We start from the raw sequence: 20,585 nt of genomic DNA on the forward strand, positions 1-20,585 counted from the left end.
CACACAGGCTAAGACCAAATTCCGATGAGGAACTCCCTCAGAATGGCTCCTAGACGGCACACCGAAAGTTGTATATCTGGTTGTTTTCTCCCAGGAGTGCAGGAATTTGAGCATCTACGAGCAGACGCGCGACATCGAAGGATGGTTGATGCCCGGAGAGACGCAGCTACTCTATGATCTCGCTCGTGATTTCGGCGATGTCATCCTAGAAGTTGGAACATTCCGAGGCCGATCAGCTACCGTGTTAACGAGCGGAGCCGCCAGACGGCGAGGCGTCCGCCTCAGCAAGGCGCAATTCTTCAGTATAGATATCAACCCGGCAGCCAGGCTGCTCGCTTATGAGCTGCTGCGAAGGCGCGGGCTTGCGAGCCGCGCGCTGTTCTTCCACGGGACATTGCCCGAGTTCCGGGCAAAGTTTCCTATCACTCCGACGCTGGCGTTCATCGACGGTGATCACACTTACGAGGGCGTCTTGGCTGACCTTGCCGAGCTGTCTACACTGCTGGCGCCTAACACCCCGGTAGTCTTCCACGACTACATGAACCCCGACACACCAGGAGTATCGAAAGCCGTCGACGAGTGGTGCCAAAACGGCTTCGCCAACGTCGTCCAAACCATCGACGCTTCAGCGCAGGTGCTGACGACGACACGTTGCAGCGGAAAACGACGACATTATCCGGATCGAGCATTTAGAGCGGCGCGTGGAGAGCTTATGCTCCCCTTGAAACATCGCATCGCCGCCCGAATGCCATGGCTCGTCCCGATTGTTAGGACGCTGAAAGGTCGATCGAGGACAGAGTGAAGCCTTCACGTAAAGTAGCCCAAAACCCAAGAAAGCACTGACCTAGGCCGGCGAGTACATCGCCTCGTTGCCGCGGAAGGCGTACGCCGCGCCCGAATGGCGAGCAGCTATGGAGGCGCTGATTTGGTGGCTGCAGGCGGTCGGACGATATTTGCCCGCGTCGGCGTTATGCGGGCCTTGATCCCTCACTACGTCCCCGAGTTTAACCCGAAGGGAAAGGAGCCGCATTGGGGCCGACGCGCATGGGACGCATGGCCCGAGACGAGCCACACCATTTGCTGATCTGGCAAATTCTTGCGATCGCCGTGAAAGGCGGGCAGTCCGAAGCGTTCAAGCTCCTGGCGGCTGTGATTCGCTGACGAATATTCGAACTCGTCCGACACCCTTAACTTCATGGAAACGGCCTAGTTCAGCTCGTATTTCAGGGTCCGATTTCGCCCAGGACAACCAATCGAAGGGAATCGTGCTGAACAGATAAGTGTCTACCAGAACTACATCTGGACGCCCGATCCTCAAGCTCGTCAGCAGTTGACGTTTTTCAAAGGATGCAATGTTATCCAACCTTGCTCGAGCATCGTCACTCAATTGCGGATCTTGTTCGCGCCAGATTGCGCCGCCAGCCAAGAGTTCCGCGCAGGAACGCCCCACCCAAACTCCGTGGAGTTCGCGCACAAGCGGATGTCCCAGACCGATGTGGTCGGTGATCGTTAGCAACCGCGGATGCTTCACAAGCGCCTGAATTCGCTCCGCCAGCGGCGGAAAATCGGGGGGCGGCGAAGACAGATAGGCCGCGATGAGGACCATTGACGCAGCGCCACCGATCGCCACTGACTTCCTCAATGTGTTGGTGCGGACCTGCAGTAGCGGCGCCGCGATGGCAAACACGGAGAGCCCGAAAGCCATGTAGGGCCAGTTCTTGCCTTGAAGCAGGAAGCTCGCGGCTCCGCCAACCGACGCGGCCAGCCATGGGGTTGCATCGCCCGCGACCCTGAATTGCCGCGGAGCCAACAGGCGCAGGAACACGATCGACCCGCCGATCATGGCGATCGGCAGAGGAAGCAGGCTGCCAAACTCCTTCCTGATCGGGAGATAAGCCTCGGCCACCATCGGGGCATAGACGGAGAGATATTCGGCAAAGACGGTCGCGACGACCACCGCGTAACCGCTGACGACGATTGCGGCGCTGACCGCTTCTGGGATAAGCAACGGCCTGAGCGAGCGCTGGCGGACGACATTGGCGATGATCGGAAGCCCGACCACCAGCGCAAAGAAGGGCTTGATGCTCATCGCCAGGCCCGCGCCCAATCCCGCGACGACGGCGGCGCGTCCGGGACAAAGACCGCGCCAGCGCAGCGCCGCGACGGCGACGAAAGGGGTGAGTGCAATGACCGCGATATGTTCGCGCTGCCCGAATACGGCGCCCGGGAGCAGCGCGAGCAGGAATGCAAACGACCGCAAGAAGACAGATCTCTCTCCAACTTCCAATTTGGCCGCCACGTTTGCGCTCTCGATCACAACGAGCGCCACGACGATCTCGACGATGACCAAAAAGATCACGACAAGCTCGGGCGCCACACCAGTTGATCGCCCAAGCCACGCCGCAGGCATGTACATGTAGACCGACAGCGGCGGGTTAGACTCGAAAAGATCAGCGCCAAGCTTTTGCCCGGCGAGAATCATTTCATTCACGGTAAGCAGCCACCCCAGGTCAGCGTTGAGCACTAACGGTATCTGGACCACCATGGCAGACACGAGAATCGTTACGACCATGGTCCAATGCCGGTACATTCTCGAGTAGTTCCACCGTTAGAACGCAACCATTGCGCGCCAGCTTTCTCGACCAAAAAGATTAAGAAAGTTGTTCCCGAACTGCTCGAGTCGATCCGCCAACCGGGGCAAGCCCGCGGATCATCAACGGAGCAAAGACGCCAAGAACTAGACAACTTCCGAGCGAGAATACCGGGTGGATGGAAGCACCAGGCCTAAGATGCCGGCAGAAACAAAGAGATCAGGCGGCAACAGCAGCCTGCCAATGGTCTTCGAAAGAAATACACGGCTCACCGGGCTTCGAGGAAAAACGCGCGGCCTCACGCCCGGGCGCGGCGCGTCGGGCAATGGCGCGGACTTTAACCCAGCATTAAGAAATTGCTGTCCCGCGGTGCCAGAGTAGATTTGGATGAGCCAGTGTCAGCGCGAGTTCGTGGCCGCTAGTTCACACTGGCGGCCCTTCTGATGACCTGGAGAGCTTCGCGAGTCAGCCGACCGGCAGACCGTCGAAAGGATACGGCGTAAGAGCAAAATGAACTTTCGCTTGCGTGCAAGCCAGTTGCCTCTCCGATGGCGCAGCCGCATGCTGAAGCAACGATCTTGCCGAGACGGCTGCCCGGGCTAATTGTTATCTCCCGGACCAGGTCGGCTTGCGCTTCTCACTGAACGCCTTCAACCCTTCCTTCGCGTCCTCGGTCATCGCCAGCAGCGCGATCTGGCTTTCGGTGTAGGCGATGCTTTCGTCGAACGACATGGACGCGATGGCACGCATGGCGTATTTGCCACGGCGGATCGCGGTCGGAGATTTGTCGACGATGCGGCCGATCAGCCAGTCGACCTTGGCATCCAGCTCGGCCGTGGGCACGACGTAGTTGAGCAGGCCCGCATCGCGTGCCGCCTTAGCGTCGAACGGCTCGCCGGTCAGCGCCCATTCGTTGACGAGACGTCGCGGCGCGATGTCCTGCAACAGACTCAGCACCTGCATCGGAAACACGCCGACCTTCACCTCCGGCAGGCCGAAGATGACATGATCCGCCGCAACCGCCATGTCGGTCATGCATAAGAGGCCCATGCCGCCAGCCATGCAGACGCCGCCAACGCGCGCGATCGCCGGCTTAGTCGCGTTCTGCGACAGGCGCAACAGATCGGCGTAGTCGACATTGGGCCGGGAATAATCCATCGCGAAAGCCGCGCCGGAATTCTGCAAATCGGCGCCGGCGCAAAACGCCTTGTCGCCCGCGCCGGTCAGCACGATGACGCGAACGTCCTTGTCGTCATGCGCGTCGCGATAACCGCGCGCGATGCCGGCGATCACATCACCGTTCAGCGCATTGCGCTTCTCCGGCCGGTTGATGGTGATCCAGAACGCCTGGCCGCGCTTCTCGGTGATGACGGCTGTGATGTCGGTCATGACGCTTGATCCTTGCTCCTGGTTGCGGCCATTTGCGGCAGCTTCGGCGTGCGGTGCAAGGGCAATCTGTCAGGCCGCACCGCCTTAGCGCCTCGACGCAAATTGCGCGCTCAGGCCGCAGCCGCCTTCCTGATCCAGACCTTGTTGTCGTGGAACGCCGCGCCGCCGATCGGCGCGATCGTATCGGCGCCGGTCAGCGTGTTGATGCCGCGACCGCCGATATGGTTTTTGTTCGGATGCACGGATTCGGCGATCAGCACGCCGCGCCGCACACCATCGAAGAGCGCCGCGATCAGCGTGGTCTCGCCGCGTGTGTTCCCCAGCGTCACGGCATCGCCGTCCGCGATGTCAAGCGCGGCGGCATCCAAGGGGTGGATCATCACGCTCGCTTTGCCCTCGCGCGCCTGCGAGGACGGGGTCTCGTTGAAGGTGGTGTTGAGGAAGCTGCGCGACGGGCTGGTCGCGAGCCGGAACGGATGAGCCTGATCGGTGTGCTCGATCACAGCCCAATGGTCCGGCAACGAGGGCATCTTGTCGAAATCGCCCATGGTCTGGCCGAACGGCGGATGCGCCCAATCGGCCTTGAAGTGGAATTTCTTGTCGGGATGCGCGAAGCCATCGAGATAGTGCGAGGTGCGAAAATCCGGCTGCAGATCGCGCCAGAGATCGGCCTCGAGGGTGCCGATGTCGCCGTGGTTGCTGAGCCTCAAGGTCGTGTCGATCAACTCGCGCGGCGTCATCTCGAAGCCCGGATGCTTCGCGCCAAGCCGCGGCGCCAGCGCCTGCAACACCTGATGGTTGGAGCGGCACTCGCCCGGCGGATCGATCAGCTTGGGTCCGACCGAGATGTGCTGGTGGCCGCCGCCGTAATAGAGGTCGTCATGCTCCATGAACATGGTTGCCGGCAGCGCGATGTCGGCCATCAGCGCCGTCTCGGTCATGAACTGCTCATGCACGGCGACGAACAGATCCTCGCGCGCAAAGCCCTGCCGTACCAGCGCCTGCTCCGGCGCCACCGTCATCGGATTGGTGTTCTGGATCAGCATCGCCTTGACCGGACCCTTGCCAAGCAAAGCCTCGGCATCGCCGGTAAGGATGCGACCGATCTGCGACTGGTCGAGCGCGCGAACCGTCTTGTCGAGGGCGTCATGGCCCTCGATGATGGATTCGTTGAAGTGCCAAAGCGCGTAATTGTTGAAGAAGGCGCCGCCGCCTTGATATTGCCAGGCGCCTGTCACCGCGGGAATACAGTTCGCCGCATGCATCTGTGTCGCGCCGTTGCGCGAACGGGTGAAGCCGTAGCCGAGACGGAAGAACGTCCGCTTGGTCTCGCCGATGGCCTTGGCAAAGGCCTCGATCTCCGCCACCGGCACGCCGCAGATGGCGGAGGCCCATTCCGGGGTGCGCGACTTCAAATGCGCTTCGAGCTCGGCGGGGCAGTCGGTGTACTTGTCCATGTAGGCGCGGTCGGCGTAGCCATCGCGAAACAGCACATGCATCACGCCGCAGGCAAACGCGCCGTCGGTGCCGGGCCGCAGCAGGATCTTGATATCAGCCTGCTTCATGGTCTCGTTGTCGTAGATATCGACAGCCGCGATCCGCGCGCCGCGCTCCTTTCGCGCACGTGCGGCATGCGTCATCACGTTGACCTGGGTATTGACGGGGTTGGTGCCCCAGATCACGACGAGATCGGACAGCGCCATCTCGCGCGGATCGACGCCGGCGATCTTGCCGGTACCGATCGCAAAGCCGATGCGTCCGACATTGGCGCAGATGGTCTGGTAGAAGCGCGAATATTTCTTCACATGGGTGAGACGGTTGAGACCGTCGCGCATCACCAGGCCCATCGTACCGGCATAGTAGTAAGGCCAGATCGACTCCGCGCCGAACTCGCGCTCGGCCTGGTTGAAGCGATCGGCGATCTCGTCGAGCGCCTCGTCCCAGGAGATCCGCGCGAACTGGCCGGAGCCCTTCGGTCCGGTGCGGCGCATCGGATACATCAGCCTTTCAGGATGATGGATGCGCTCGGCATAGCGAGCGACCTTGGCGCAGACCACCCCGGCCGTGTAAGTCTGCTTTTTCGAACCACGAACGCGGCCGATGCTGCGGCCTTCGACCACCTCGACGTCGAGCGCGCAGGCCGACGGGCAATCATGCGGACAGGTGGAGTGGCGGATCTCGATCTTGGCGTGCCGGTTCATGGGCAATTTCGTAACATCAAAAGACCTGTGAGCCGAGGGCATTTATCCGGCAATGCCCATGCAAAATGCTCAAAGCCCGCGCGCGGCCTGTTCCTGCCGCGACCGCGAAATGCCGGGCGGACACACCGAAAACGGCCCGATATTCCCAATCAAATCGACTTTGTGAGGCGTCGACAGTCCACCTCCGCTCCCTCTACAGTACCATCAAACGAAAGCGAGTTCAGGGAGGTGGGTGTGACGGCCCGACACACTTCGCTGGCGCTGGCCGCCGGCTTGCTCGCCGCATTCTTCGCAAGCCCGTCCCCGGCGCAGGATTATCCCGCCCACGCGGTCCGCATCGTCGTGCCGTTCGGCGCGGGCGGACCGGCTGACGTCGCAGCCCGGCTGATCGGCCAGGCGCTGCAGGAGCGCTTCGGCCAGCCCTTCGTGGTCGAGAACCGCACCGGCGCGGGCGGCGTCATCGGCACCGTCGAGGCCGCGAAGTCGCCGGCCGACGGCTACACCTTGCTGATGATGTCCAACACCCAGACCGCGAATGAATCGCTGCTGACGGCCGAGCAGCGCAAATACGATCTGATGCGCGATCTCGCACCGATCGCGCCGGTGAACTCTTCCGATCTCGTCATTGTGGTGAACCCGCAAGTCCCGGTGCAGACGCTTGCCGAGTTCATCGCTCTCGCCAAGGCGCAGCCCGGCAAATTGAACTACGCCTCCTCCGGGCAGGGCACGCCCTATCACATGGCCGGCGAGCTGTTCAAAGCCATGGCCGGCACCGACGTCGTCCACGTTCCCTACCGCAACAGCGGCGAGGCCCGCAGCGGCGTGATCGGCGGCCAGGTCCAGATGATGATCGACGCGGTGCCGGCGATGGCACAGAACATTGGCGAGAAACAGGTCCGCGCACTCGCGACCACTGGCCAGCAGCGCTCCGCGGTGCTGCCGAACGTGCCGACCGCCGGCGAAGCCGGCCTTCCCGGCTACGAAGCGACGATCTGGCTCGGCCTGATGGCCCCAGCAGGCACGCCCAAGGGCGTCATCGAGAAGCTCAACTCAGCCGTGAACGCAATGGTGACGCGGCCCGATATCGTCAAGCTCTGGAAGGAGCAAGGTGCCGTGCCGATGTCGATGACAGCAGAGGAGTTCGCAAAATTCCTGCGCGGCGACATCGCGAAATGGGCCGATGTCGTCAAGAAGTTCAACAAGTCCTGAGGCTAGCAGGTCATGCCCACCATTCAATTCCAGCTCAACGGCGCGACGGTGGCAGTCGATGCCGATCCGGACCAGACGCTGCTCGATGTGCTGCGTGGCCCGCTTGGCATCACCGGTGCGCATTTCGGCTGCGGCGCCGGCGAATGCGGAGCCTGTTGCGTGATGGTCGACGGCCAGGCGATGACATCCTGCGACATGCCGATGTGGTCCGTGGCTGACAGGGACGTCGTCACGTTGGAGGGCCTCGGCACGGCCGAGCAACCGCATCCGCTACAGCGCGCCTTCATCTCCGAACAGGCGATGCAATGCGGCTATTGCGTCCCGGGCATCCTGATCAGCGCGGCAGCGCTGCTGAACGGCAATCCATCGCCGACGGAAGCGGAGGTCAGAGCGGCGCTCGATCGCAATTTGTGTCGCTGCGGGTCGCATAACCGCATGGTCCGCGCCGTGCTGCGCGCGGCATCGGAAATGGCGACATCATGAGCGCGCCACCGCCCGGCCCGAAACTGCCGCAGAGCCTTGCCGCCAACCCAAGACTGTCGTCCTGGGTGCGGTTCACCGCCGAAGGCCGCGTCGCGATCTCACCCGGCAAGGTCGAAATCGGCCAGGGCATCGTCACGGCGCTGGCGCAAATCGCGGCGGACGAGCTCGACGTCGAGATCGGCCGTATCGAGATGATCCGCGCCTCGACGGCCGCGAGCCCGAACGAAGGTGTCACCTCCGGCAGCCTGTCGATCCAGCAATCCGGCCGCGCACTGCGCCACGCCTGTGCCGAGGCGCGCCTGCGGTTTCTCGCAGCAGCGTCGGAACGTCTCGGCGTCGATGCGGCGCAGCTCGGTGTCGAGGATGGCATGATCTCCGGCCCCGGCAATGTCGCGACCAGCTACTGGGAGCTTGCAGGCGACATCTCGCTCGATCACGATGCGACGGCGGGCGCTGTCACCAAGTCCGCTGCTGCGCGCAGGGTCGCCGGGCATTCCATCCACCGCGTCGACATTCCCGACAAGGTATTCGCGCGGCCGCGCTTCATCCATGATCATGCGCTGCCATCGCTGGTGCACGGGCGCGCGCTGCGGCCGGATGTCTCGGGCGCCAGGTTGATCGGGATCGACGAGGCGCGGGCGCGCAGCGTTTCCGGACTCATCGCGATCGTCCGCGACGGCGGCTTTGCCGGCGTCGTCGCCGACAGCGAGGCTGCGGCTGAAGCCGCGCTGAAAGCCCTGCGCAAGGGCGCGACATGGTCGCCGGGGGAGCCGCTCCCGGATGAGAACGATCTGGCTGGTTTCCTGAGAAGCCAACCGATCGAGACGACAATCATCGACACCAGGACGGCGGCTACGACAAAAGCTGCACGTACGCTCCGCCGGCAATATACCCGCCCTTACATCGCGCATGCCTCGATCGCGCCGTCCTGCGCGATGGCGCGTTGGGACGGCGACCGTGTCCATGTCTGGACGCACAGCCAGGGCGTCTATCTGCTCCGCGCTGACCTCGCGATCGTGCTCAAGCTGCCGGCCGAAAACATCGTCGTCGAGCACATGGAAGGCGCCGGCTGCTATGGGCACAATGCCGCCGACGACGTCGCGCTCGATGCCGCGCTGCTGGCAAGAGCCGCCAGTGGCCGTCCGGTGCGGGTGCAGTGGTCGCGCCACGACGAGATGTTCCACGCGCCGTTTGGTGCCGCGATGGCCATCGAGATCGAAGCCCATCTCGATGCCGACAACGAGATCGTGGGCTGGCGCCATGCGATCTGGAGCAACGGCCATACAGCGCGGCCTGGACGCGCGGCCCAGCCCGCACTGTTGGCGGCAAGCGAGATCGCCAATCCCTATCCACGCCTGATCTCGACGAATCCGCCGCCCGCCAATGGCGGCGGCGGGGATCGCAACTCCGTCCCGCTCTACGACTTTCCGGCCTGGACCATTACCAGCCATCGGCTGTTGACCATGCCGGTGCGCACCTCGTCGCTGCGGACTCTCGGCGCGCAGGGCAACGTGTTCGCAATCGAATCCCTGCTCGACGAGATCGCGATCCTGCGCGGCGAAGACCCGATCGCACTCCGCCTGCGACATCTCCGCGACCAGCGGGCCCGTGAGGTCATCCGCGCCGTCGCACGTCGCGCAGGCTGGAAACCGCAGAAGCAATCCGGCATCGGCTACGGCGTCGGCTTTGCCCGCTACAAGAACACCGGCGCTTATTGCGCGGCGATTGCCGAGATCGAGGGCAGCGACGACATCCGCGTGAGACGGCTGACGCTTGCGATCGACGTCGGCGAGGCCATCAATCCTGATGGCGTCATCAATCAGATCGAAGGCGGCGCGATCCAGGCGACGAGCTGGGTGCTGAAGGAGCGCGTCCGCTTCGATCCGACCCACATTACCTCGACCTCGTGGGCGGACTACCCGATCCTCACCTTCAGCGAGGTCCCGGCCGTGGATGTCGAGATCATCCAGCGGCCGGACATCGAGCCGGCCGGCGCCGGCGAGGCCGCACACGGCCCGGTGACGGCAGCGATCGCGAATGCGGTTCACGATTGCCTCGGCGTGCGCGTGCGCGACCTTCCGATCACGCGCGACAGGATCATCGCGGCCATGGAGCTTGCATCGTGACGACAGTGAACATATTGAGCGGCGGTGCGGCGCAGGGGCTGGTGCGCGGCCTTGCCGAGGCTTTCAAGGCGCAGACCGGCTTTGGCATCGACGGCGAATTCGGCGCGGTCGGCGTGATGGCCGATAAGCTGCGCGCAAGCACACCTGCGGACCTCGTGATCCTGACACAGGCTCTGCTTGCTAAGCTCGCCGCGGAGAAGCTTGTGGCGCCCTCCTCGATCTCCGATGTCGGCCGGGTCGAGACCGCGTTGGCGGTCCGCAGCCGCGACCCCAAGGTGACCGTGAAGACGGAGGCCGATTTGCGCGACGTCCTGCGGTCCGCTGACGCCATCTACGTTCCTGATACCAAGGCCTCCACCGCGGGCCGACACGTTGCAAAAGTCCTGGATCAGCTCGGCATCGCCTATGAGGTCACGTCGCGCCTGAGGATATTTCCGAACGGCGCAACGGCGATGTGCGAGCTGGCGACGTCCACCGCCGCGCGGCCGATCGGATGCACGCAGGCGACCGAGATCATCGCGACCGACGGCATTGCGCTATCGGGTCCGCTGCCGCCGGGATGCGAGCTGGTGACGATGTACACGGCCGGCATCGCCGCGCAGGCGGTGCATCCGAAGGAAGCGGCGGCGCTGATCGCGCTGCTGACCGGCGCAGACCAGAAAGATCTGCGCCAGCGCATGGGTTTTGCGAGCTAGAAACGGAGCTTATTTGTGCAGCTGGGTGAGACCGGTCGGCGGCCCGTCGATCCCGGTCCAGCCGCCGTCGACGAACAGCGTGCCGCCGCTGACATAGCTCGCGGCATCCGAGGCGAGATAGGCAACGGCCGTGGCGACTTCGTCGGCGCTGCTCCAGCGGTTGAACACGGTGTGGCCGGCATAGAGATTGTAGATGTCGGGCCGCTGCTTGAACGGGCTGGTCAGCGCAGTCTCGACGATGCTCGGTGCAATCGCGTTGACGCGCACGCCGGCATGGCCGACCTCGGAGGCAAAGCCCTTCACCAGCAAACCGATCGCCGCCTTGGTCGAGCCGTAGATCCCAAGGCCCGGCTCGATGGTCACCGCACGCACCGAGGAGCAGGCAATGATGCTGCCGCCCTTCTGCTCGACCATGATGCGACCGAATGCCTGGAAGAACCAGACCGTGCCCTTGATGTTGAGGTTGAGGACGCGGTCGAGATCCTCCTCGGTGTAGTCGAGGATGGTCTTGCGGATGTTGAGCCCGGGCGTCGTCACCGCGATGTCGAGCCGGGAAAATTTCTGCATCACGAACTTGGCGAGCGCATTGACGTCAATAGCGCTCGAAGCATCGCAGTTTGCCGCCTCGGCCCAGCCACCCGTGTCGCGAATGCCCGCAGCCGTCGCCTCTGCCGCGTCAAGCGCGCGATCGGCGCAGACAACGCGGGCGCCGAGCCCGGCCATCGCCTCGGCCGACGATTTGCCGATGCCTGATGCGGCGCCAAGCACCACGGCGGTCTTGCCGGTGAGATCGAAGAGCTTGCGATAATCAGTCACGGACAGATTCTCCCTGTTGCTGTGACGCAAACTATCGCAAGCGCGGTTCGCCGGCCAACGCCGGCGGACGCACGACAGCTATCCTTTGTACCCCATCAGCAGACGAGGCAGCCACAGCGAGAAGGCCGGGACGTAGGTCACGAACATCAGCGCGGCGATCAGGGCCGCGTAGAACGGCAGGATGGTGCGCATCACCGCGCCTACCGAGATGCCGCCAATGGCGCAGCCGACGAACTGCGTGGTTCCGACCGGCGGAGTGTTCAGCCCCAGGGCGCAGTTGATCAGCATCAGCATGCCGAACTGCACCGGATCCATGCCCGCCTTCATCGCGATCGGCAGGAAGATCGGGGTGCAGATCAGGATGGTCGCCGCCATGTCCATGAAGGTGCCAAGCAGGAACAGGATGATGTTGATGAGCAGCAAGATCATCCAGGGCTGCGTGGACACTTTGCTCATCAGCTCGCCGGCGAAATCGGCGACTTCATAGAGGCCCATCAGGTACTGGAACATGGTGGAGACGCCGATCAACAGCAGCACCACGCCCGTGGTCTTCACCGCCTTGGCCGCCGCATGCAGGAAGTTACTCCAGGTCATGGTTCGGTAGATGAAGAACGTCAGCACGATCGTATAGGTGACAGCGACGGCGGCGGATTCAGTTGCCGTGAAAACCCCCGACAAGATACCCGTCAGGATGATGCCGACGATCAGAAGGCCGGGCAAAGCGGCCGCAAACGAGCGGACCACTTCGGTCCAGCCGGGGAACTTGCCGGCGGGATAGCCGCGCTTCACTGCAACCGCGTAAGCGGCGACCAGCATACAAATCATCAGCACCAGCGCCGGCAGCAGGCCCGCTGCGATCAGCGCCCCAATCGAGACCTTGCCGCCGGCGGCGAGCGCATAAATGATCATGTTGTGACTGGTCGGCATCAAGGCGCCGACGAGCGAGGCATGCGTGGTGACGTTGACGGCGTAGTCGGTGTCGAACCCCTCCTTCTTCATCATCGGGATCATCACCGCGCCCATCGCCGACACGTCGGCCACGGGCGAGCCGGAGACACCGCCGAACAGCGTGCAGGCGACCACGTTCGACATGCCGAGGCCTCCGCGGATGTGGCCGACGAGATTTTTGGCGAGCTGCACGATCTTGTCGGCAACGCCGCCATGGAGCATCAACTCACCGCTGAAGACGAAGAACGGAATGGCAAGGAACGAGAAGATATTCATTCCCGACATCATCTGCTGGAAGATGACGGCAACGGGCAGGCCTTCGTAGAGGATGGTGCAGATCGCCGAGAGGCCGATCGCGAAGGCGACCGGTACGCCCAGAACCAGAAAGCCGAAGAACGTGGCGCCGAGAATAATCAGTTCCATGAGGGGACGACCTCTTCGCCGCGCAGGAGAGCGATGATGTGCTCGATTGAAAAGGAGACGATCAGGATGCCGGAGGCGACCAGCGGCACGTAGCGAACGACCTCAGGGAAACCGAGATTGGGGATATGCACCGTCCCGACCGACGCGCCGAGGATCCAGCCGTTGTAGGCCATGGCAACACCGAACAGACCCACCAGGACGTGGATCACGAGCTCGACCTTCTCTCGCAGGTGATCCGGAAGCATCACCAAGAGACTGTCCATGCCGATATGTCCGGCATCGCGCACGCCGACGGCGGCGCCGATCAGCGTGACATAGAGGATCAGGACGAGCGCGAGGTTTTCGGTCCAGGTTGGGCTGGAGTTGAGCACGTAGCGTCCGAACACCTGGTAGAACACGATGGTGACGATGACGAGCAACCCGCTCACGGACAGATACATGCCTGCACGGGCGATAGGCGCATTGATCCGCGACAGCAAACTGGTGGACGGACGGCCCGCCTCCTGCTCATTGTCTGCGACGTGTGGGTCTGTCATCCCGCCCCTCCTTGTCAGGATCCGGCGCCGCGCAGGCGCAGCGCCGGATCTGGTCCCCTCGTGCTTTTACTTGGTGTCCTGGATGCGCTTGACGAGGCTCTGGAGCTTCTCGTCACCGGCGAACTTCTGGTACACCGGCTTCATCGCGTCGACAAACTCCTGCTTGTTCGCGACCGTGACGACCTGAACGCCGGCGGCTTCGACGGTCTTGCGGGACGCCTGCTCGCGCTCGTCCCAGAGCTTGCGCATGACCGGCACCGATTCCTTCGCCGCCTTGCGGACCATCGCCTGATCCTCCTTGCTCAGCGTATCCCAGACCTTCTTGGACATCACGAGGACCTCAGGCGCCAGCGAGTGCTCGGTGACGTTATAGAATTTGGCAGCCTCGAAATGACGCGAGGACTCGTAGGAGGGCCAGTTGTTCTCGGCAGCGTCGACCAGGCCGGTCTTGAGCGCGGTGTAGACCTCGCCATACGGCATCGGTGTCGGATTGGCGCCGAGGCTCTGGATCATGCCGACCCAGAGGTCCGATTGCTGGACGCGAATCTTCAGGCCCTTGACGTCGGCCAGCGACTTGATCGGTGCCTTGACGGTGTAAATCGAACGGGCGCCGCTGTCATAGTAAGCGAGGCCGATCAACCCCGCAGGCTCCATGGCCGCAAGGATCTCGTCGCCGATCGGCCCGTCGAGAACGGTGCGCATATGCTGCGTGTCGCGGAAGACGAAGGGCAGGCACAGGGCGACGGTTTCCGGCACGAAGTTGTTCAACGGCGATGCGTTGATCCGCATCATGTCGAGCGCGCCGATCTTGAGCTGCTCGATGGTGTCCTTCTCGGAGCCCAAGGCCCCGTTCGGAAATACCTTGACGCCGAGCTTGCCGCCGCTCGCGGTCGCAAGCTGCTTGCCCATGAACTTGACAGCTTCGACGGTCGGATAGTCGGCCGGATGGACGTCGGCCGAGCGGAAATCGCGTGCAGTCGCGAACGGCGCCGAGACAGCCAGTGTAGCGGCTGCGACGATACCGATGAGTGTCTTCATCTGGGCTTTCCTCCTGAGTTGATTATGTCGTCGTTGGGCTGGTGCTACAGACCGCCTTGCGTCGCTCCACTTCAGGTGTGAAGTCAAGCGTACAACTGCACCACCTTCGTAGGATAGCGCGGCGGGGTCGAGTAAATCTGGCTGGTTAACGATCTCTGCCTGCGACCGTGCGGGGCTCATCGCGCCCGCTCCTGCAGGGGACCCGTGCGGCAGGTGCCGGCTCCCCGGCAATCGAGCCGCGCCGTCGGCCAATGCCGGATGCGCGGTAACGATGCTCATCGTATCCATAGACGTTCCTCTGCTTTGTGCTCGACCGCTATTGGTTGCGGCTTGGAGTTTGGGCGAGACGATCGCCTCGTCTATTATGAACGCGCCCCATCGGCGTGATACCGCCAACGTCGTCCCTAGGGCGGGCGACATTCTGAGTCCAAGCCAAATGCGGCATCGATCGATGCTGGACTTGCATTGATCCGCCAGACGGCACCCGGCAGGACAATCGGAACATAATTCTGCTTTTACGAAATACCCCCGCACCCGGCGGCAGTCGCGATCATCGGCGGCTAGACCGGCAAGATCACTCGCCGTCGAGGCCGCTCTCGGCCAACTCTCGCAGTGCATCGGTGTCGAGCACGACGATGGCGCCGTGCTCAAGGCGGACCCAGTTGCGGCCCGCCCATGCGCGCAATTGCTTGTTGATGCTCTCGCGCGTCATCCCCACCATTTCACTGATCTCCTGCTGGGTGATCGCGAGGGTGCCACTGCCGGAATCGAGCTTGCGCTCCTCGGTAAGACCGAGCAATGCGCTCGCGAGCCGGCCCGGCAGATTCTGCAGGATCACCTGCTCGACCTGTTGGCTGGTCCAGCGCAGCCGCGCGCAGAGCAATTCGATGAATTTCATTGCCAGCGCCGGCTGACTCTTCACGAAGGGGAGGAAGTCGCGGCGATCGATGATGTAGAGTTCGCAATTGGTGTTGGCGGTCGCATCGGCCGACCGTGGCGCACCATCGAGCACCGCGATCTCGCCGAAGATCTCCCCCGGACCGATCAGGTTGAGAATGGCGTTCCGGCCATCGGGCGACGAGGAAGAAATTTTCACCGTTCCCGTGATCACCGCGAACAGATTGTTTCCGGGATCGCCCTTCGCGGCGATCGTCGCGCCGCGCTTGACCGTGGTGTGCTTGGCATAGCGGCACAGTTGATCGAGCGCGTCCGGCTCAAGATCCGCGAAGATCGGATGCTTGCGCAGGACCGACAGTTTGTTACCCGACGAGTGCCGGGGGTCGCCGGTCTTGTCCTGAGGCACGCCGGGACTCCTAAGACTGCGAGCGCTGGAGTTCCTGCGTAGTCAGTGTTGCCTGTCTTTTCAACCGGAAAGCACGGGACAGTTTGAGGCAAGTGCCGCTAAAATGTCGCGGTGGCGCCCACCAAATACGCACCCGCAGGATGCGTCGATGCAATTCACACCATGCAGAGTTGCAACGAAAGCAGATCGCGATCAGGCCGGGTCACGGCGGAATGGCGGATAGCTGCCGCGGAAGGCGCATCAAAATAATCTTGGGAACTTCAGCGCTTTGTGTCCGAACCGAGCCTGCGAGCACTCGTCTGTCGGTCCGCCCAAGCCAGCGCCCAGGCAAATGCCACAAAAACGGCCACCACGGCCATGGTCACAAGCAGCGCGTCAGTCGGCATCATTCCCTCCCGGACCTTGTTGTGGGGGCATTATTGGCGAGGCGCGACTGCCGTCATTGATCCGGATCAAAAATCAGCGAGGGCCAAGCCAGGTCGTGTCGGGATTCAGGCCGCTGCCAAGGCTTCGATCCGGGCGGGGTCGCGCAGGCTGATTCCGCCATGGATGATCTCGATCGCACCGTGCCGTTCCAGCTTGGTGAAGGTGCGGCTGACGGTTTCGATGGTCAGGCCAAGGTAGTCCGCAATGTCCTGCCGGCTCATCGGCAAGGGGACAATATTCGACGAGCCCTTCAGCGGGACCAGTCGCTCCCGCCAGCCGAGCAGAAAGGTCGCGACCTTTTCATCTGCCGAGCGACGGCCGAGCAGGACCATGTGGTCACGCGCCTGGCTCAGCTCGCGAATCGCCAGCTCGTTGATGCGCTTGAGCAGATGCGGCCGGTCCTCCATGAAGCGGCCAAAAGCCATCTTGGCGAATTGGCACACGGTCACGGCACCAATCGCATCGGCCGAAAAATTGTGGCGGCCGGACAGGTTCATCCCCAGGAAATCGCCGGGCAAGGCAAAGCCCACAATCTGCCGGCGACCGTCAGGGAGCAGCTTGTAGAGCCGCATCACGCCTTCGAGGAGGTTGTAGAACGAGGTCGTGATATCCTCCTCGGAAAACACCGTCTCTCCGGCACCGAAATGAACGCGGCGCCCGAGATGCTCGAACTCCCCGAGCTCGGCCGGGTCCAGCGACGCACAAACCGCGATGCCGCGGACCGCGCAGTCGCTGCAAAAATGATCGTTTGGCTCAATCATCGTCACGGAAGCCTTCATCCATCGCCCAGGCGTCATCGAATCTCCGCGACCGACAGAAACCGCGCCAAGTGCATTTTACTGCACCCCGCCAAAGCCGATTGACCCAGATCAAATTTGACGCACGTCCCCGCCCTACTCTGCGCCGAGAATTCAACGGGACCGATTTCCATGCTGCACGCCGCGCTGCGCTACGGCCTGATTGCGCTGCTCCTGATCACCCCCGCGCTCGCCGCGCAGACCGCCGAACAACGCGGCAAGGCCTATGCGCGCGCCAATTGCGCGCGCTGCCACGCGATCGACCGTCGTTCCGAAAGCCCGCTCAAGATCGCACCGCCGTTCAGGACCTTGCACCGGCGCTACGCGATCGATTCCCTCGAGGAAGCACTCGCTGAAGGTATCTATACCGGCCACGCCGACATGCCCGCTTTCGAGCTCGAGCCCGACCAGATCCACGACCTCCTGTCCTATCTCAAGACGCTCGAGTAGCTTTGGAAGCATCACACCGCCTGGACCGTCCAGCCGATCAGTTCCCTGGCGATGCGTGCGAACCCTGCGTCGAACGCTGTGACCGCGGCGGCCGGCTCGACCTTGTCGAGGTTCTCGCTGGTCTCGATCAGGCGGGATGCGATCACCTTGCCATTCTTGTCGACGATCCGTGCCGATAGTCCAATCTCGACCCGCGGCTCGCCGTCCGTGGCAATGCGGAAACGTCTGATGTCGATCAGAAGCTGATATTCCGCCTGCCCCAACTCTGTCGTTCGCAGCGGGGCGTGCGCAATATCGTAATTCTCGAAGCTGTCGATCAGCCGCGCCTGCACCAGCTTTGGAATGCTGTCGGCCCAGAGGAAGTCGGCGAAGCCTTTGATATCGCCAACCGGCGAGAACAGCATGCGCTGGGTCTGTAGCATCGCGACAGCGGTCGGCTCGGGAATGGCCAGCGATGCCGAGAGCGTCTTGCCGGCACCTCCGAGATCTTGTGGCGTGCGGAGATCATAAGTGATCTTCTGTGCAGGCGCGCCGCCGCCGGTCATTTTCTCGAGGCCCGCCAGGATGCCGTCAATCTTACCCGTGTTGCGCGCAAGGCCATCCGAGAACGTCTTGAAATTGGCGATGGTGTCCTTGAGTGGGCCGGAATTGTCCTCAAGCACGGAATCGACGCGTCGCAGCGCCTCGCGCGCCGCCTGCGTCATGCTCTGGCCCGCGCCGGCCTCGGCGATCAAAGTCAGAGGGTCGCCAGACCTCGCGGCGGTCATGCCGCCCTCCAGCGTCACCACCGGCACGCCCGTCAGCCCCTGGAAATCGAGCCCGACCTTGGTGTCGGTGCGCACCGGCGTTGCCGAAGCGACCGAGATCGTCGCGTTGACGAAGCGCGGATTGTCGGGTGCAAGGCCGAGCTGGGTTACCTCACCGACGCGGATGCCATTGAACAGGACGCCGGCACCGACCAGAAGGCCTGGCACCGGCCCCTGGAACTGTACTTGGTAGTTCGCGCGCGGCCCGATGCCACCGCTGTTGTTCAGCCAATAGACGAAGCCGAATACCGCGAGGATCGCGGCCAGCACGAAGGTGCCGATCAGCACGTAGGGAGCGCGGGTTTCCATGTATCATCTCATCTGTGGTTGCAGCATCTGCGAGCGCTTGCCGTGGAAATAGGCCCGCACCCAGGGATGCTCGGATTGCAGGAGGTCGCGCATGGGGCCGATCGCCACGATCTTGCCATCGGCAAGCGCGGCGACGCGGTCGCAGACCGTGGTAAGGCTTGCGAGATCATGGGTGACCATGAAGACAGTGAGCCCGAGGGTTTTTTGCAACGTCCGGATCAGCGCATCGAAATCGCCCGCGGCGATCGGGTCGAGGCCGGACGTCGGCTCGTCGAGGAAGAGGATCGGTGGATCGAGCGCGAGCGCGCGCGCCAGCGCCACGCGTTTGGTCATTCCGCCCGACAGTTCGGAAGGATATTTGTCGCCATCCTGCGCGCGTAACCCAACCATCTCGAGCTTGGCGATCGCGATCTCGTCCATCAGCTCCTGTGACAACACAAGATTTTCGCGAAGCGGAAATTGTACATTCTGCCTGACGGTCAGCGAAGAGAACAGCGCCCCCTGCTGGAACAGAATGCCCCATGTCGCTGCGCGGCTGCGATCATGCGGGGCACCAATCGTCTGCCCCATGACTTCGATGGTGCCGCTGCGACGCGGGATAAGACCGATGATGGTACGCATCAGCACCGACTTGCCGCCGCCAGATGCGCCCACCAGTCCAAGAATCTCGCCGCAGCGGACATCGAGCGATAGATGGTCGAGCACGGTCTGACGGCCGAAACCAACGACGAGGTCACGGACCCGGATCGCGAACTCTGCTTGCGGCTCGGGCATCGTCACATTCCGATCGAAGCGAAGAAGATCGCGAATAGGCCGTCCAGCACGATCACCAGGAAGATCGACTTGACCACCGATGTCGTCGTCTGTCGACCAAGGGATTCCGCGCTACCCTTCACGCGCAATCCTTCGCTGCAGGCGACGATCCCGATGACCAGGGCCATGAACGGCGCTTTCAGGATCCCGACCTCGAAATGGGTGACGGAAATGGCTTCATGCAGCCGCGCGATGTAGATCGCAGGCCCCATGTCGCCGTAGAATTGCGCAACCAGACCGCCGCCATAGAGCGCGGCCATCGATCCAATGAAGGCGAGAATGGGCAGCGCGATGACGAGGGCAGCCACGCGCGGCAAGATCAGGACGTCGACGGGATCTAGCCCCATGGTGGAGAGCGCGTCGATCTCTTCGCGCATTTTCATCGAGCCAAGCTCGGCCGTATAGGCGCTTCCCGAACGTCCAGCGACCATGATGGCGACGATCAGCACGCCAAGCTCGCGCAAGACGAGGATGCCGACCATGTCGACTGTGTAGGACTCCGCACCGAACCTGCGGAAATGAAAGAATCCCTGCTGGGCAATGATGGCGCCGATCAGGAAAGTGATCAGTATGACGATTGGAATCGCCTGCAACCCGATCCGGTTGAGCTGATAGACCAGCGACGTCAGCCGCAGCGAGTGGGGCCGCCGCAAGACGCCGGCCACCGCCATGAACAGGGCGCCCAGCATTTGCAGAAAGATCGCAATATCTTCACGCGCACCGATCGTGGCCTTGCCGAGGTCGTTCAGCCTGAGCAGAACCGGGTTGGAGGCGGCCGCCGGCGGCGGCGTGTGACGATTGACCTGCCGCACCTCCTCCAGCAGGCCACTGAAATGATCGGCCACGCCCATGATCTCGGCTGGCCTGCCGGATGAGGTGGCTTTGCGCGACAACTTCTCCAGAATCCAGGCCCCGAGCGTATCGAGGGCGCTGATTCCCGACATGTCCAGCGTCACGGCTCTTGATCGATGGACCTCTGCGTCGACCGAGCGGGACAAAGTCTCGAGCGTCGTCACATTCGACGCAGTCCAGGGCCCTTCCGGGCGCAATTTCAGCACATCGCCAGACGACGTCGCCAGCAACAGCGGTTCTGGGTTCACGCTTCCACCTCATCGGGACGATTTGGTCCCATTGAGCTGCTATTTCTAGACCAGCAAGTGGCGGCAGGTTTGACCTGTCTCAAGACTGCGACCACGCGCGCCGCTTGACGCAAGTCAAGCACGGGC

At 62.9% G+C, this 20,585-nt stretch carries 18 protein-coding genes; 6 read left to right on the plus strand and 12 right to left on the minus strand.

Annotation, left to right across the window (positions count from 1 at the left end):
* Window positions 1–106 precede the first annotated feature (106 nt).
* A complete protein-coding gene (locus XH98_RS00250) occupies window positions 107–802 on the plus strand; it encodes a class I SAM-dependent methyltransferase (RefSeq protein ID WP_271617402.1) in 696 nt (231 codons plus the stop codon).
* A gap of 330 nt (window positions 803–1,132) precedes the next feature.
* Here XH98_RS00250 and XH98_RS00255 read toward each other — a convergent pair whose 3' ends face one another.
* The 3 genes from XH98_RS00255 to XH98_RS00265 all read right to left on the minus strand — a co-directional run bounded on the left by XH98_RS00255 (window position 1,133) and on the right by XH98_RS00265 (window position 6,181).
* On the minus strand, window positions 1,133–2,572 hold the full coding sequence (locus XH98_RS00255) for a hypothetical protein (RefSeq protein ID WP_271617403.1): 1,440 nt from the start codon (window positions 2,570–2,572) through the stop codon (window positions 1,133–1,135).
* Window positions 2,573–3,197: 625 nt separating this feature from the next.
* A complete protein-coding gene (locus XH98_RS00260; RefSeq protein WP_271617404.1) occupies window positions 3,198–3,980 on the minus strand; it encodes an enoyl-CoA hydratase/isomerase family protein in 783 nt (260 codons plus the stop codon).
* A gap of 110 nt (window positions 3,981–4,090) precedes the next feature.
* On the minus strand, window positions 4,091–6,181 hold the full coding sequence (locus XH98_RS00265; RefSeq protein ID WP_271617405.1) for a molybdopterin oxidoreductase family protein: 2,091 nt from the start codon (window positions 6,179–6,181) through the stop codon (window positions 4,091–4,093).
* 234 nt (window positions 6,182–6,415) lie between these two features.
* Here XH98_RS00265 and XH98_RS00270 point away from each other — a divergent pair, with 234 nt between their 5' ends.
* The 4 genes from XH98_RS00270 to XH98_RS00285 are packed head-to-tail and all read left to right on the plus strand — an operon-like array spanning window position 6,416 to window position 10,694.
* Window positions 6,416–7,390 carry a tripartite tricarboxylate transporter substrate binding protein gene (locus XH98_RS00270; RefSeq protein WP_271617406.1) on the plus strand — a complete coding sequence of 325 codons (975 nt, stop codon included), beginning with the start codon at window positions 6,416–6,418 and terminating at the stop codon, window positions 7,388–7,390.
* A 12-nt stretch (window positions 7,391–7,402) separates the two neighbouring features.
* On the plus strand, window positions 7,403–7,873 hold the full coding sequence (locus tag XH98_RS00275) for a (2Fe-2S)-binding protein (protein ID WP_271617407.1): 471 nt from the start codon (window positions 7,403–7,405) through the stop codon (window positions 7,871–7,873).
* Entirely contained in the window at window positions 7,870–9,999 is a 2,130-nt protein-coding gene (locus XH98_RS00280) for a xanthine dehydrogenase family protein molybdopterin-binding subunit (RefSeq protein ID WP_271617408.1), read from the plus strand. Before XH98_RS00275 ends, XH98_RS00280 begins: the two co-directional genes overlap by 4 nt.
* Window positions 9,996–10,694 (plus strand): molybdate ABC transporter substrate-binding protein, encoded by a 699-nt coding sequence (locus XH98_RS00285; RefSeq protein ID WP_271617409.1) that lies wholly within the window; start codon window positions 9,996–9,998, stop codon window positions 10,692–10,694. The genes XH98_RS00280 and XH98_RS00285 overlap by 4 nt, the downstream gene beginning before the upstream one ends.
* 9 nt (window positions 10,695–10,703) lie before the next feature.
* Here XH98_RS00285 and XH98_RS00290 read toward each other — a convergent pair whose 3' ends face one another.
* From XH98_RS00290 to XH98_RS00315, 6 genes are all read right to left on the minus strand, one after another.
* Entirely contained in the window at window positions 10,704–11,510 is an 807-nt protein-coding gene (locus tag XH98_RS00290; protein WP_271617410.1) for an SDR family NAD(P)-dependent oxidoreductase, read from the minus strand.
* 78 nt (window positions 11,511–11,588) lie between these two features.
* Window positions 11,589–12,881, minus strand: a complete 1,293-nt coding sequence (locus XH98_RS00295) for a TRAP transporter large permease (protein WP_271617411.1) — start codon at window positions 12,879–12,881, stop codon at window positions 11,589–11,591.
* A complete protein-coding gene (locus XH98_RS00300; protein WP_271617412.1) occupies window positions 12,872–13,417 on the minus strand; it encodes a TRAP transporter small permease in 546 nt (181 codons plus the stop codon). The genes XH98_RS00295 and XH98_RS00300 overlap by 10 nt, the downstream gene beginning before the upstream one ends.
* Window positions 13,418–13,483: 66 nt before the next feature.
* Window positions 13,484–14,455, minus strand: coding sequence for a TRAP transporter substrate-binding protein (locus tag XH98_RS00305; protein WP_271617413.1), 972 nt, complete (start codon window positions 14,453–14,455; stop codon window positions 13,484–13,486).
* A 574-nt stretch (window positions 14,456–15,029) separates the two neighbouring features.
* Entirely contained in the window at window positions 15,030–15,758 is a 729-nt protein-coding gene (locus XH98_RS00310) for a Crp/Fnr family transcriptional regulator (protein ID WP_057749508.1), read from the minus strand.
* A gap of 491 nt (window positions 15,759–16,249) precedes the next feature.
* Complete coding sequence (locus tag XH98_RS00315) at window positions 16,250–16,963, minus strand: helix-turn-helix domain-containing protein (protein ID WP_333931517.1); 714 nt, start codon at window positions 16,961–16,963, stop codon at window positions 16,250–16,252.
* 150 nt (window positions 16,964–17,113) lie between these two features.
* On the opposite strand from XH98_RS00315, the gene XH98_RS00320 reads away from it, so the two are divergent.
* Window positions 17,114–17,431 (plus strand): c-type cytochrome, encoded by a 318-nt coding sequence (locus XH98_RS00320; protein ID WP_271617414.1) that lies wholly within the window; start codon window positions 17,114–17,116, stop codon window positions 17,429–17,431.
* Window positions 17,432–17,442: 11 nt separating this feature from the next.
* Here XH98_RS00320 and XH98_RS00325 read toward each other — a convergent pair whose 3' ends face one another.
* The 3 genes from XH98_RS00325 to XH98_RS00335 are packed head-to-tail and all read right to left on the minus strand — an operon-like array spanning window position 17,443 to window position 20,459.
* Window positions 17,443–18,546 carry an ABC-type transport auxiliary lipoprotein family protein gene (locus tag XH98_RS00325; RefSeq protein ID WP_271617415.1) on the minus strand — a complete coding sequence of 368 codons (1,104 nt, stop codon included), beginning with the start codon at window positions 18,544–18,546 and terminating at the stop codon, window positions 17,443–17,445.
* A 3-nt stretch (window positions 18,547–18,549) separates the two neighbouring features.
* A complete protein-coding gene (locus tag XH98_RS00330; protein ID WP_057749517.1) occupies window positions 18,550–19,320 on the minus strand; it encodes an ABC transporter ATP-binding protein in 771 nt (256 codons plus the stop codon).
* Window positions 19,321–19,322: 2 nt separating this feature from the next.
* Window positions 19,323–20,459 carry an ABC transporter permease gene (locus tag XH98_RS00335; RefSeq protein ID WP_271617416.1) on the minus strand — a complete coding sequence of 379 codons (1,137 nt, stop codon included), beginning with the start codon at window positions 20,457–20,459 and terminating at the stop codon, window positions 19,323–19,325.
* Between the last annotated feature and the right edge of the window lie 126 nt (window positions 20,460–20,585).

This window comes from Bradyrhizobium sp. CCBAU 51745, from assembly GCF_028128715.1.
Lineage (GTDB): Bacteria > Pseudomonadota > Alphaproteobacteria > Rhizobiales > Xanthobacteraceae > Bradyrhizobium > Bradyrhizobium manausense.